At 35.0% G+C, this 13889-nt stretch carries 9 protein-coding genes; 7 read left to right on the top strand and 2 right to left on the bottom strand.

The genetic code is table 11. The features are described from left to right. Nucleotides 1-3 precede the first annotated feature (3 nt). The gene (locus DNU06_RS10880; RefSeq protein WP_111063365.1) at nt 4-1101 is read right to left on the bottom strand and encodes an FAD:protein FMN transferase; all 1098 of its coding nucleotides are present in this window, start codon (nt 1099-1101) and stop codon (nt 4-6) included. Continuing rightward, a complete protein-coding gene (locus DNU06_RS10885) occupies nt 1059-6800 on the bottom strand; it encodes a hypothetical protein (RefSeq protein ID WP_111063366.1) in 5742 nt (1913 codons plus the stop codon). The genes DNU06_RS10880 and DNU06_RS10885 overlap by 43 nt, the downstream gene beginning before the upstream one ends. A 287-nt stretch (nt 6801-7087) precedes the next feature. On the opposite strand from DNU06_RS10885, the gene murQ reads away from it, so the two are divergent. From murQ to DNU06_RS10920, 7 genes are all read left to right on the top strand, one after another. Then, nucleotides 7088-7891 carry an N-acetylmuramic acid 6-phosphate etherase gene (gene murQ, locus DNU06_RS10890; RefSeq protein ID WP_111063367.1) on the top strand — a complete coding sequence of 268 codons (804 nt, stop codon included), beginning with the start codon at nt 7088-7090 and terminating at the stop codon, nt 7889-7891. Nucleotides 7892-8010: 119 nt separating this feature from the next. Further along, complete coding sequence (locus DNU06_RS10895; RefSeq protein ID WP_111063368.1) at nt 8011-9021, top strand: AAA family ATPase; 1011 nt, start codon at nt 8011-8013, stop codon at nt 9019-9021. Between the two features lie 43 nt (nt 9022-9064). After that, complete coding sequence (locus DNU06_RS10900; RefSeq protein ID WP_111063369.1) at nt 9065-9934, top strand: DUF58 domain-containing protein; 870 nt, start codon at nt 9065-9067, stop codon at nt 9932-9934. Continuing rightward, complete coding sequence (locus DNU06_RS10905; RefSeq protein ID WP_111063370.1) at nt 9931-10908, top strand: BatD family protein; 978 nt, start codon at nt 9931-9933, stop codon at nt 10906-10908. Before DNU06_RS10900 ends, DNU06_RS10905 begins: the two co-directional genes overlap by 4 nt. Beyond that, nucleotides 10898-11932, top strand: a complete 1035-nt coding sequence (locus DNU06_RS10910; RefSeq protein WP_111063371.1) for a vWA domain-containing protein — start codon at nt 10898-10900, stop codon at nt 11930-11932. The genes DNU06_RS10905 and DNU06_RS10910 overlap by 11 nt, the downstream gene beginning before the upstream one ends. Further along, complete coding sequence (locus tag DNU06_RS10915; RefSeq protein WP_111063372.1) at nt 11932-13089, top strand: VWA domain-containing protein; 1158 nt, start codon at nt 11932-11934, stop codon at nt 13087-13089. The genes DNU06_RS10910 and DNU06_RS10915 overlap by 1 nt, the downstream gene beginning before the upstream one ends. Further along, entirely contained in the window at nt 13076-13879 is an 804-nt protein-coding gene (locus DNU06_RS10920) for a tetratricopeptide repeat protein (protein WP_111063373.1), read from the top strand. The genes DNU06_RS10915 and DNU06_RS10920 overlap by 14 nt, the downstream gene beginning before the upstream one ends. Nucleotides 13880-13889: the final 10 nt, after the last annotated feature.

Raw genomic sequence — 13889 nt, forward strand, 5'->3', positions numbered from 1 at the left:
GGCTTATTTAATTATACTTTTAAAACCTTCACTTGCATAGGAAAGCAGCTTATTATTTTCGTTATAAATCAGATAAATATCTAAATCTAGTGCTGGGTGCGTAGCAACAAACTCTTTTGTTTTATCTGTCCCCATCACCATAAACGCAGTCGCATAACCATCTGCCGAGGCACAATCATTTGCAATCACTGTAACACTTAATAACTGATGCGTCACTGGAAAACCGGTTGCTGGATCAATGGTGTGGGAATACTTTTTCCCACTCTTTTCATAAAATTGACGGTAGGAACCCGAAGTGGCTACTGCTTTATTTTCAAGGGCAATAATTTCCATTATTTCACGGTTATTCGCTGTGGAATTTTCAATCGGTTTATCTATTCCAATGGTCCAGTTATTTCCTTCAGCATTCTTACCATGTACCCTTAACTCCCCTCCTACTTCAATAAAGTAATTCTTTGCTCCTTTAGCTGCTAGTAGGTCAGCAATTACATCTACGGACTGGCCTTGTGCAATGGCATTAAAGACCAATTTAAAACCTGGTGTTTTTTTAATAATTGTGGAAGCTGCTGTTTCACTTGGATAAAATTCATAGTGATAATTTGGTCTAAAACCTGTTCTTTTTTTCGTTTCCTTTACGGTATTGGAGTCAGGTATTTCAGTAATATCTTTTAAGAAACCCCAATCTTCTAGCAAAGGAAAGACCGAAGGATCAAATGCACCTTTTGTTTGGTTATAAATAATAGTCGATACCTTCATGCAATCATTAAAATACTGGAAAGTATCTTTATAAGTAAACCTCCCTGCAGGCGCCTCGTTAAATTTAGAAATGATAGAAGTTGGAATATAAGTACTCAATGCAGTATCAAAATGACTTAATGTTTGGTCAATTTCTTCTTGTTCAAGTTGAATGGGATCATTACACAAAATAGCATAAGTTGTACCTTGCGTATTCCCATACAAGGTAATTAAATTTTCCTTTTTTACTGGTAAGGTTTCAAAGCCCGTATCATCAGAAGGGTTGGTACAATTAATTTGTAAAAAAGGGAGGATAAGTAGACCTAGTGATAGGTTAAGTTTGCGTCTTCTGTTTGATCTTGCCATGTGAATTCTGTAATTGCTTGTCCGTTTTTAATATAAGAAATACCGTATTTCATTTGTGTCTTTTCATAAACATTTCCTTCTCCATTAATAACCACTACTCTTCTTACCACATAACTTACTAAATAACCATCCGCATCTTTTTGCTCATACACTTCTTGGGTAACTCCTTCTGGATATTTTGTCCCGAGTTCATTCTTAACCGCCTGTGTAACCTTTTTGATGTCGATATCCATTAAAGAAATAATCTTATCCTCAGTGGCATTTAAAACTTTTTCATTTTGCTTTTCAACACTTCTCTTTTCTGATTCCATTACAGTTCCATTAATGTTAATTTCATCTGCATTGTCATTGGCATTTTGATTGGCGTCTATTTTAAGGCCCGCTAACTCATTGTCAAAATCATTTAATTTGCTCGTCGACTGATGCATTTGGTTATCTGCATGCGTTTTTTCTTTTGACTTTTGAATAGATATGTTCGTTATTTTTTCACCAATCTCATCATTATCTTCATACAATGTTTCCATTTTATTTTGGTGACTACTTACTTGGTCTGATTTTAACTCCTCAATAGACTCACTAGTCATACTTGTCTGTAATTGATTATCGGCAGCCTGCACGAGCATAGCATCTTGCACATTTCCATCTATCTCCTCTTTGCTTAAAGCTGTACTTAATCGTCCTTTGTCTGCACTTTCTTTTGCAACTCCTAAATCATCCTTTAACTCATCTGCCTCTGTTAAAGTATTCACTACAGCACCATTCTGAATTGCTTTTGCCCCTTCTTTATCCTTGTTATATTGGGTACTAGTTTCCGTAATTACCGTCTCCATTTTTTGACGTGGTAAATCGCTATACGCTATAGCAGAAGCTTGCTCCTTCAATATATTGTCTTTGGATGCTGTAGTAGAATAGATTTGATCTTCTTGGTTCCAATCACTCTTATTTCTTGCATTCACCATGCTCGTCTCTAAATTAGTTACATCTAATTCAGTATTCAGTCTGGAAACGTCTTTATTTACCTCAGCTTCTATTCGTTCCACTTCCATATCAGTAATGGCATTCGTCTGCTTATAAACAGCATCCGTTTGTTCTTTTCCACGCACATTGTTGGTTGCAGTGATTGCGACTTCTAAAGTCGTTACTTTCTCCTCAAAATTCTCTCTTTTTAAATCGTTATTTTTTTGATTATCAACCACAGAAGCAGTAACATTTTCCACGACTTGACTTTGTCTAAAACTAACATTTTCACCATATTCTATATCCATTCTTTGGGTTACCAAATAATTAGCCGCAACTACATCTGCGCCATATGTAGAGGTTTGTCTTGCCACTTCCGCATCATTACCAAATGAATAAGAAGCAATTTTATTTTGTTCTAGTGTGTCTAGTGCCACCCCTATTGCAGTGTTTTCCTGCACCTCCCATTGGGTAGCTATATTAGTCACTCTAGTGGATGCATCTTGAACCTGACTCACTTCTTTACTCTTTCTTTCTGCATCTGCTTCTGCAAACATTTTTTGAATATCCGCTTCACTTAAATTAACCTTATTGCCTACAGGTTTTCTACCCCCACTTTTCACCAATTCTGGCGGATTTAAAATACCGTTTATCTTTTTAATTTGTGCTTTCGGATATTGTCCATTTTGTGAGGTGAAAGTTTTAATCGCTCTATTGTATAAGCCTTTTGCTTTTTCATAATTCGCATTATTGAAATACTCGTCAGCCTTCGATATCATTTTATTATACTGGTCGCTAGAAAATTTATTATTGATGGCATCAATCTCTTTAATCTTATCATCTGGATAAGAATCATTCGTTAAGTTATATGCTTCCACGTAATATATTCTGGCTTTTTTCCACTCCTTTTTTTCAAATAAATTATCCGCTTTTTTAAGTAAAGTTTCATACTTACTGTTGTTGTTTACCGTAGCATTTTGATTCGCAATCAACGCATTTATTTCTCGAATTTTTTCCGGTGGAATATTATCCGTTGGCTTTTGTCTAAATGCATCTTTATACAAGACCAAGGCTTCGGCATAGGCTTTGGCATTTAATTTGGCTTCCGCATCTTTTAACAACTGTGCATAGGCCGCTTCTCCCAATTGAACACCTTCATTTTCTATGGCTTTGTTTGCTTTTTCAATTTGTTTTTTGGGATAAACTTTCGTGTTGTCAAATAAAAGTGCATTGTTATATTCCGCAATGGCTTCTTGCCATTTTTCCGTTTTCATAAACCCATCTGCTTTATCTATATACGACTGGTATTTTTGATTAGCCGCTTTTGCTTGATTCAAGGCAGTCAATTTTTCTTTGGCATCTTTTATTTTTCCTTCTGCATAAATATCGCCTGATTTTATTTTTAAGGCAGCCTCATAGTTTGTAATAGCCTCTTCATAGTTTTGGGTACCAAAATTATTATCTCCTGCTTCAATCAGTGCTTTATACTTTTGTGCTAAGGCCAATTTTTCTGCTTCCGAATTCGACTGGGATTCTCGAATCTTTCTTATTTCTTCAATTTTTTCTTGCGGATAAGTTTTTGAAGGCAATATACTTTTTGCAAATTCATACTTTTCAATTGCTGCATCATATTTCTTATCAAAGAACAAACCATCTGCCTCTCCAATCACAAGATTATATTTTCCAATATTTTCTGCTTCACTTAAGGCAGCCAATTCTTTTTTAGCTAAAGCTATTTGTGCAGTAGGGTACTTTTCCTCTGGTTTTATTTGCTGCGCAGATTCGTATAATTTAATCGCCGCATCAAATTCCTTCGCTTGGAATTTAAAATCAGCATCTTTTACCTTCAATTCATATTCTTCTTGGCTATTTGCTAAAGCCTTTTCTTCTGCAATGATATTTTGAATGCGATCGATAAATTCCTTGGTTTGTGGCATTGGTCTGATGGCGTATGCTTCTTGGTAAGTTTCAAGTGCTTTTTGATAAGCATTAGATGCCTCATATTCTTTGGCTTTACTAAGTAATTCCGCATTTTGTTCGTCCAATGCTTTATCCCCTTCCAAAGCCGTTAATTTGGCTTGAATAATTTTAATATTTTCTGTGATGTGTGGAGAGTCCTGAATCGCTTGTGCTTCTTGATATTTATTCAAGGCCGCCAACCATTCACTCTTTCCAAATAACACATCTGCCTCTTTAACAAGTGCCTCATATTGGTCATTAGCTTCTGCCAAGGCAGCTTGATTGCTTATTGCTTCTTCACAAGCTTTAATTTTAGCCCTTACCGCTACCTCATCTTTCAAACCTATAGCAGCTTCAAATTTAGTTTTTGCACCGACAAAGTCATTTTGACCAAATAAATCATCTCCAGCCAAAACCAAAGCATTGAATTTTTCATTTAAATCATTCTCTGCTTTTAAATCTGCTAAAATTTTATCAATCTTTTCTATTTCTTGTATAGCTGCAGGGTCTTTATCTTTAATATTTAATGCAGCTGTATATTTTGCTTTTGCATTTTCATATTCTTTTTTTCCAAAAAGTTCACTTCCCGTTTGCATCAACTCTAAATAGGCAGCTTCCTGCTCTGAAGCGGATTTTAAATCATTCAAAATTTTATTAATGGCTGCGATTTTTTCTGCGGGTAAATTTTCTGAAGGCTTTAACTGCTTGGCGGATTCGAACTTAGCAATAGCGGATTCGTATGCCTCGCTATCCATCTCATTCTGTGCTGCCAACATCAATTCATCATACGCCTTATCCACTTCTGCCAAATCACTAATTTCTTTCAGTTTAGCATCAATTAAAGCAATTTGTTCTTTTGGATAAGGATCGGTTTCTCTTAATTTTACGGCAGACAAATAAGTATTTTTAGCTACTTCCCAATCTTCTTTTTCAAAAGCAGCATTTGCTTTTTCAATAATGGCTTGATAAGCTGCATCCGCTTTTTCTTTTGCAGCAGCAAGTGCAGCGGCCTCTGCCAATTTTACATTTATTTTTTCTATCTCTGCTGTTGGATACGCTTCTCCCGCTTTTAATCCAAGCGCCTCTTCATATGCTTTTTTAGCATCTTCTAACTTATCGTCCTCTCTTGCAGCATTTCCCTTATCAATTAAATCATTGTAAGCGGTTTCTAATTCAGCTTCCTTTTTTCTGGCTGCATTTAATGCTTCCATAGCGGCTAATGCAGCTTTAACCTTCTCTTCTACTTCTGGTGTATCCTTAATTTTTCGAGCTTGTTCAAATTTAGAAATTGCTTTTTCGTACTCTTCCGTACTCATAAATTGATCTCCCTCTTTCATCAGTTTATCCAATGCCAATTGTGTTTCTTTTTCAGCCAACATTATTTTCTCAATGGCAATAATTTGATCTTTTGGTTTAGTCTCTAGATTTTTAAGCGCACTAGCCTCTTTATAAGCAGCAAGTGCCTTTTCCCATTCCTTTGCTTTAAAAGCTTCATCTGCGACTAACATTTTTGCTTTATAATCAGCATCCAACTTTTCATCTGCTGCTTTTTTAGCCAACAGTGCTTCAATTTCTTTTAATTTTTGAATGGGTACAGGCTCATTGGACTTGATGGTTAATGCTTCCGTAAATTTACTTTTTGCATCTTCGAGCGCCATTTTACCCAACAGTTCTTCGCCACTTACCATCAGTGCAGCATAACGTTCATTTTGTAAAGCCAATTCCGCTGCTGCTTTTTCCTGGTCGATTATTTTTTGTTTCGCATCCGCTAATTTTTGTTTAACCCCTTCATCTTCTTTTAAACTCAAAGCTTCTGTATATTTTTTTGCTGCCTCCGTATATGTCTCAGCTGACATGGCTAAATCACCCGCTTTTTCAAGCGCTTTAAACTTTTCTTCCAGTGCTTTTAATGCTGCCAATTTTTTATTGACTTCATCTATTTTTTCCTTTGGTTCCTTCTCCGCAGGTTTTAATCCAGCAGCTTCTGTATACAAACTCAAGGCATCTTGCCATTTTTCCGCAGCAAAAGCTTTACCTGCTTCCCCCATTTTCGCTTGGTACTTTAATTCTAATTCTGCCGATTTTTTTTCTTCCTCTAAAAGCCTTTGTGCTTCTTTTAATTTTCCTTGCACACTTACATCCTCACTTCTTAATTGAAGTGCCAATGAATATTGCTCAACTGCTGTTTGATATTTAGCATTTTTCATGGCCGCATCTCCTGCTTCCACATAAGCCATAAAATCGGCTTCCGTTTTTAATTTCTCCTTGTCCTTCTTTTTATCTTCCTCTTTTTTATCTGCAATTTTTTTCTTTAATTCCGCAATTTTCTTCAACATGTCTTCCGTATAAGCCTTGTCGTATCGGTAATAATACTCGGAATCAAAATCGAATTTTGTCATGGGCGTTTTTTCCAAGAAGCTAAAATCTACCCCTTCTACACTTTCAAAAATGGCCGTTTCAAATTTAATCCCTAATACATCTGGTGCGTCTTCTAAAATATCGATTCGCGCATCTAACTCTGCCATTTTAGTTACATAGCCTTCTTTTCGGATAAAAATACGGTAATACTTTCCTGTTTCTATATAGATGGTCGGCACTTTTCCATTTCCTCCAGAAGTTGCTGAAGTAATCAATTTACCATCTGCATATACTGAAACGGTAGCCCCATATAGCTTTTTACCACTGTCATCATCTTTTAAATTTACGACAAGTTCAACCTCCTTTTCTTGAGTAAAACTCACAAAGGATAGGCTTAATAGGAAAAAAATTAATAAATACTTCATTTACTTTTATTACATACGTCTTTCAATCCAAAAAGTTCAATAATCTTGCCAGATTGAAATTACGTGAAATATTGTTGCGTTATAAGGATAACACAGTTCAACTTATTATGTTCCTACAAATATCATAAAAAACTGTCATTTTTCAATTTTATTAATTGAATTAAATCAGATTGTTTTTAATTTTAAATTACTTAAGTTTAAAATCTTTGTATTTTCGGCTTCCTTATAAGTTGAAAAGTAAAAGTAGTTACACCTCATAATTTGGGTGTCCCTTAAAAATAAAATAAATGGATAAAAGAACCACGGAACAGTCTTCCAATTACGATAACTTAGAAAAGATGAGCACCACTGAATTGCTCAAAGCCATGAATGCGGAGGACAAAACGGTTCCTTTAGCCATTGAGAAATGTTTACCGGCGATCCACTTATTAATAGATGCTGTGCTACCAAAAATGAAAACGGGGGGGCGTCTATTCTACATTGGTGCAGGAACTAGTGGTAGATTAGGTATTGTAGACGCCAGTGAATGTCCACCAACTTTTGGTGTCGACCATGGTTTGGTAATCGGACTAATAGCTGGTGGTGACCAAGCAATTCGTAAAGCAGTAGAATTTGCAGAAGACGATTCCCTTCAAGGCCAAAAAGACTTGGAAACGCATCAGTTTAATGCCAATGATACTTTGATTGGCATAGCTGCATCAGGTTCTACTCCTTACGTTATTGGCGCCGTTAATTATGCAAATTCTATTGGTGCAATCACGGGCTGTATTACTAACAATCGTGACAGTGAATTAGCAAAAGTAGCCCAATTCCCAATCGCCGCCATTGTAGGTCCAGAATTTGTGACGGGTAGCACAAGGATGAAATCAGGCACTTCTCAAAAATTAATATTAAACATGATTTCTACTACCTTAATGATACAACTTGGAAAAGTAAAAGGCAATAAAATGGTAGATATGCAACTAAGCAATGATAAACTTGTGGATAGGGGCACAAAAATGGTAATGAATGCTTTAAATATAAAATACGAAGCGGCAAAAGCTTTATTATTAAAACATAAAAGTGTTAGAGCAGCCATTGAAAAAGCCTAAACAATGTCCTTCTTAAAAATAATCACTCGCAATTAATAATCCTTAACAGTTTTTAACAACGGAATTTTCGGAATACCTCAGCATATAAATAAATTTGTGTGTAATAATAAAGTTTACCTATGGAATCATTAACACCAACTAATACGAGCATACAAGAAATCAACGAAAAGATTCAACAAGAAAGTTCTTTTTTAGATTTAATGAAACTTGAAATTGACAAGGTAATTGTTGGACAAAATTACATGATCGACCGATTATTAATCGGTTTATTAGCGAACGGCCATATTCTATTAGAAGGGGTACCAGGTCTTGCAAAAACCTTAGCGATTAAAACACTTTCTGACACCATTGGTGGAAATTTTAGTCGGGTACAATTTACGCCCGATTTGTTACCAGCGGATGTTATCGGAACCATGATTTACAGTCAGAAAAATGAAGAGTTCAATGTGAAAAAGGGACCAGTATTCGCTAATTTTGTGTTGGCTGATGAAATTAATCGTGCCCCAGCAAAAGTGCAAAGTGCACTGTTAGAAGCCATGCAAGAAAGACAAGTTACAATTGGAGATACCACTTACCCTTTGCCAAAACCATTTTTAGTAATGGCAACACAAAACCCGGTAGAACAAGAAGGAACTTATCCCTTGCCGGAAGCACAAGTAGATAGATTTATGTTAAAAGTAAATTTAGACTACCCAACTAAAGAGGAAGAGAAATTAATTATCCGTCAGAACATTTCTCCCCAAGGTTTCCCAAAAGCAAATAAAGCAGTTTCCTTAGAGCAAATATTAAAAGCCAAAGACTTGGTAAAAGAAGTCTATTTAGATGAAAAAATAGAACAATATATTGTTGATTTAGTATTTGCGACTCGAAAACCAAAGAATCAAAATTTAAATGAACTGGATTATTTAATCAGTTTTGGCGCTTCTCCGAGGGCTTCTATTAACTTAGCATTGGCTGCAAAAGCATATGCTTTTTTAAATCGTAGAGGTTTTGTTATTCCGGAAGATGTGCGTGCCATTTGCGCAGATGTTATGCAACATAGAATTGGATTGACTTACGAAGCGGAAGCGGAAGACATTACCCAAGCGGATATTGTAAAAAGAATAATTGAACAAGTACAAGTACCTTAATCATTGCTGTTTAAATCAAAACTTTAGCAAAAGCACGTAATTTATGGATACAAAAGAACTCCTTAAAAAAGTTCGGAAAATTGAGATAAAAACCAAAGGGTTAACTTCTCAAATTTTCTCTGGTGAATACCATTCGGCATTCAAAGGGAAAGGTATGGCTTTTAATGAAGTAAGAGAGTATGCTTTGGGAGATGAAATTAGAACCATTGATTGGAATGTAACAGCCAGATTTAATGAACCTTTTGTAAAGGTATTTGAAGAGGAAAGAGAATTGACGGTCATGCTAATTATTGACATCTCTCCTTCCGGAATGTTTGGTACAAAAAATCAATTAAAAAGGGAGACTATTACTGAATTATGTGCCGTTTTAGCATTTTCAGCCTCCTCTAACAAAGATAGAATTGGTGTGATTCTTTTTTCAGATAAAGTAGAAAAATATTTGCCTCCTAAGAAAGGAAAATCTCATATTTTACAAATCATTCGTACCTTATTAAATGTAGAGCCTCAAGGAAAAACTACTAACATTGAATCTGCCTTACAATTTCTTTCAAAAATTCAAAAAAAGAAAGCCACCGTATTTCTATTGAGTGATTTTAAAGCCAAAGACTATAGCAATGCCCTAAAAATTGTATCTAGAAAGCATGATTTAATAGCTTTAAAAATTGCAGATGAAGGAGAATACAAATTACCAAGTATTGGCTTAGCCAAGTTTAAAGATTTAGAAAGTGGCAAATCGGTTTGGGTAAATACCAACGCCAAAAAAGTAAAAGCCGCTTTTGAAGAAAAACAAAAAACATTTGATGCTGCCGTAAAGCAAAACTTTAGAAAATTGAATGTAGATTACGCAGCATTAAGAACAGATCAAGACTATATAAAACCATTAATGAATTTATTCGATAGAAGAACTAAATGAAGCAATTTTGTTTACATATCCTTTTACTTTTAAGTGTCGCTTTCCAAGCCCACGCACAAACAGGTGCGCAATTAACCTTGACTAATGATACCATTAGAATTGGCGACCAATTAAGAATGGATTTGAGTTTTACCTTAAATGAAAAGGCAGATACTGGTAAAATTATTTGGCCTGAATTTGATAACTTTTTAACCGACAATATTGAAATCACCAAAAAAGGAGCACTTCAAAAAGGCAAGCAAGATTCCACCTCCCAATTGACTGCATACTTACAGCAATTTATTTTAACTGGTTTTGATATTGGTACCTATCCTATTCCAAGTATTGAAATTAAATATGACGACTCTACCTTTTTAACAAACCCTGCCCAGCTTTCCATTGTAACTGTTGCGGTAGATACCAGTAAAGGAATTTATGACAACAAACCAATTTTTGAGGTCGACTATACATTAACACAACAAATGAACGATTGGTTTAAAGACAATTGGTATTGGATTATAATTGGTTTATTAATGGTGGTTTTAGTAATTCTAATCTTCAAATTTAAAAACAGACCAAAAGAAATAGAGGAAGTACCTGTTCCTAAAATTCCAGCACACATTACTGCCTTAAGTGTTTTAAAAAGTCTAGAAAAAAATCAAGCTTGGTTAGGGGAAGATAAAAAATTATATTACTCAGAAGTAACAGATGTGTTGCGAAAGTATTTAGAGGAACGCTTTGATATTTTGGCTTTAGAAAAAACAACTGTCGAAGTAATTAAAGATTTAAAATACACAGACATTTTATCGAAGGACAAATTTTTCTTACAAGAAATTTTAAGACAAGCGGATTTGGTCAAGTTTGCGAAGTTTAAACCAGCAGATGAAGACGGTGCAATCGTTTTAAATAAATCCATTGAATTTGTGGAAAGAACAAAGGAAGAAATGGAAGCGTCTATAAAAAACAAAACTAAACCAACGGATGATGTTCAGTAAATTAACCGAAATATCGCCCCTAGCCTATTCTTATGTCTACAAAGATTTTTTGTGGCTTCTATTACTCATACCAATACTTTTACTTTGGTATGTGCTAATCCACATCAAAAAAGCAAGAAGTATTAATCATTCTAGTGTAGCGCATTTTGAAAATCCAGCTTTTAACTTTTGGTTGTGGTTTAAACACTTCAACTTTCTCCTTTTCTTAATCAGTTTTGCCTTTTTTGTAGTCGCTTTTTCTCGACCACAAGATCCAAAGGATGTAGAAGAATATAAAAAGAAGAATATTGAAGGTATAGATGTGGTTTTAACCATTGACGTCTCCTCTAGTATGTTTGCCGAAGATTTTAAACCTAATCGTTTAGAATCTGCAAAAAAAACGGCCATGCAATTTATTAAACAAAGACCCAATGATAGAATTGGAGTGGTGGCATATGAGGGTGAAGCTTATACGCAAGCCCCCTTAACTACAGACCACCAATTACTACTTTCCTTATTGTCTGAAATTGAATCTGGCACAGTAGATCAAGGTACTGCTATTGGTTCTGGATTAATTACCGCCGTAAACCGATTGTATAAAAGTGACACCAAAAGTAAAGTCATTATTTTATTAACAGATGGAGAAAACAACCGTGGCGATATTGATCCATTAACCGCAGCGCAAGTAGCAAGCGAATACGGCATTCGTGTATATACTATTGGTGTTGGTAGAAACGGTATGGCTCCTTACCCTGTTCAAAACATGTTTGGTACTACCAGTATGCAAAATATTGAAGTGAGAATTGATGAGGATCTATTAAAGGAAATAGCGACCATAACAGATGGACAATATTTTAGAGCTGAAAACGAAAATGAACTGAATGAAATATATGGGATCATTGACAAATTGGAAAAATCGAAAGTAAAAGTGTTGGAGTTTAAAACCAATCCCCCAGAAAAATATTACGGTTTTTTATTTTACGGTATCTTGTTATTAACCCTTTATTTTTTAATAGATAAAACCCTTTTAAAGCGTATCATTTAATGCAAAGTAAAAACTACACCTATAAACTTAAACCTATTTTAATTGCAATTTTTGCATTTGAAATCGTTTTTTGGGCACTTTTTTTTGTAGTCTACCTATTGTTGCGGGAACAAATTGAAGCCTTTAAACTCGAAAACCCTGAGTGGTGGTATTTGTTTTTAATACTTCCATTATTTATTGTCGGATTTATAGCCAACCTTATTTGGCGTAACCGTGCCATTAAAAAGTTAGCCAGCGAACGTTTAGTAAAATATTTAATACAACCTATTTCCTCGACAAAGGTATTTATCCAATTTTTCTTTTTAAGAAATGCTTTGGTTTTTATGCTCATTGCCTTGTTAAACCCTCAGTTTGGAAAAGGCACCCAAAAAGGTGTTTCCGAAGGTATTGAAATGATGATTGCATTGGATATTTCCAACTCTATGCGTGCCTTAGATTTAGATCCCCAAAGAGACCGTTTAAAAATAGCTCAAATGAGTATTGAGCGACTATTGAACAACTTACATGGAGATAAAATTGGCCTAGTTATATTTGCTGGAGATGCTTTTGTTCAAGTTCCACTAACCACTGACTACGGTTCAGCAAAATTATTTTTAAACTCTGTGAGTCCAGACATGATTTCGAATCAAGGGACAGATATTAGTGCAGCTATTGAAACCGCTTATCAATCTTTTGATTTAGAAAATGGCGTAAATAAAAGTATCATCATTCTTTCTGATGGCGAAGACCATGAAGGCGCTGCCATTCAATTGGCTAAAAAAGCACATGCAGACAACATTATCATTAATACCGTAGGCATGGGAACCACAAAAGGTACCGTAATTCCAAATTACGTGAATGGTAGACGCTCAGGCTTAAAAAAAGACGAAGACGGCAATACGGTTACGACAAAAATTAATGTGCCCATGTTGCAAGACTTAGCCCGTGCAGGTGGCGGAACTTATGTTCAAGCACAAGGGAACTATGTAAATTTAGACCCATTATTAGACCAAATTAAAGGCATTGATAAAACAGAAATGGAATCGAAAATATTTACCGATTATGAAGACCAATTTCAGTGGTTTATAGGGATTGGTCTATTATTTTTAGTTGCCTATTTTGTATTTCCAGAAACGAAAAGTAAACTTTTAAACGCCATGCAAAATGAAGCAGTTTAATTTATTATTCCTATTACTCTCTTTGCTAGTCAGTTTTATAGGTCTGACGCAAAATGAGGTGTTAAAAAACACACATAAAGGAAATGTGTTTTATCAAAATAATGCATTTAAAGATGCTGTTTATTATTACGAAAAAGCAATAGATAATGCCCCTTTTAATTTTAAAGCTAGCTTTAATTTGGCCAATGCTTTTTTTAAATTGAAAGAATACGATAAATCAATAAATCAATTAGAAAACATTGTCACTTACGCAAAGACCAATGAAGAAAAGGCCATGGTTTATCACAATATTGGAAATGCGCAATTATTGAATAAAGAATTAGACAAAGGTATTGAAGCATACAAATCGGCCTTAAGGCTTAATCCCAATGCCGAGGATACCCGCTATAATTTGGCCTATGCCCTATTGAAAAAACAAGAGCAAGAAAAAAAGGAACAAGAACAAGAGCAGAATAAAGACCAGCAAAAAGAAGAAGACCAAAAGAAAGACCAGCAAGAAGGGGACAATAAAGAAGAGCAAAAAGATAAAGGAGAGCAAGATCAAAAAGACAAAGGGGAGCCTGAGGAGCAAAAGGACAAAGAAGATCAAGGAAAGGAAAACCAAAAAGATGGACAAGATAAGGAGAACCAACCAGAGCAAGGAGAAGGTAATAAACCACAAAAGTTAAGCAAAGATCAAGCAAAAAGGTTACTGGAAGCTGCAGCAAAAAAAGAAAAAGACATCCAAGAAAAAAAGGATGAAAAATTGAAAATTTCATCCGGAAAACCTAAACAAAAAAAGGACTGGTAATTATTAAGTA

Source organism: Putridiphycobacter roseus (assembly GCF_003234935.1).
Classification (GTDB): Bacteria; Bacteroidota; Bacteroidia; order Flavobacteriales_D; family Crocinitomicaceae; genus Putridiphycobacter; species Putridiphycobacter roseus.

What these genes read in the sequence shown, in the direction of transcription:
- DNU06_RS10880 (WP_111063365.1), bottom strand. Translation starts at nt 1,101, where the DNA reads ATGGCAAGATCAAACAGAAGACGCAAACTTAACCTATCACTAGGTCTA.
- DNU06_RS10885 (WP_111063366.1), bottom strand. Translation starts at nt 6,800, where the DNA reads ATGAAGTATTTATTAATTTTTTTCCTATTAAGCCTATCCTTTGTGAGT.
- murQ (WP_111063367.1), top strand. Translation starts at nt 7,088, where the DNA reads ATGGATAAAAGAACCACGGAACAGTCTTCCAATTACGATAACTTAGAA.
- DNU06_RS10895 (WP_111063368.1), top strand. Translation starts at nt 8,011, where the DNA reads ATGGAATCATTAACACCAACTAATACGAGCATACAAGAAATCAACGAA.
- DNU06_RS10900 (WP_111063369.1), top strand. Translation starts at nt 9,065, where the DNA reads ATGGATACAAAAGAACTCCTTAAAAAAGTTCGGAAAATTGAGATAAAA.
- DNU06_RS10905 (WP_111063370.1), top strand. Translation starts at nt 9,931, where the DNA reads ATGAAGCAATTTTGTTTACATATCCTTTTACTTTTAAGTGTCGCTTTC.
- DNU06_RS10910 (WP_111063371.1), top strand. Translation starts at nt 10,898, where the DNA reads ATGTTCAGTAAATTAACCGAAATATCGCCCCTAGCCTATTCTTATGTC.
- DNU06_RS10915 (WP_111063372.1), top strand. Translation starts at nt 11,932, where the DNA reads ATGCAAAGTAAAAACTACACCTATAAACTTAAACCTATTTTAATTGCA.
- DNU06_RS10920 (WP_111063373.1), top strand. Translation starts at nt 13,076, where the DNA reads ATGAAGCAGTTTAATTTATTATTCCTATTACTCTCTTTGCTAGTCAGT.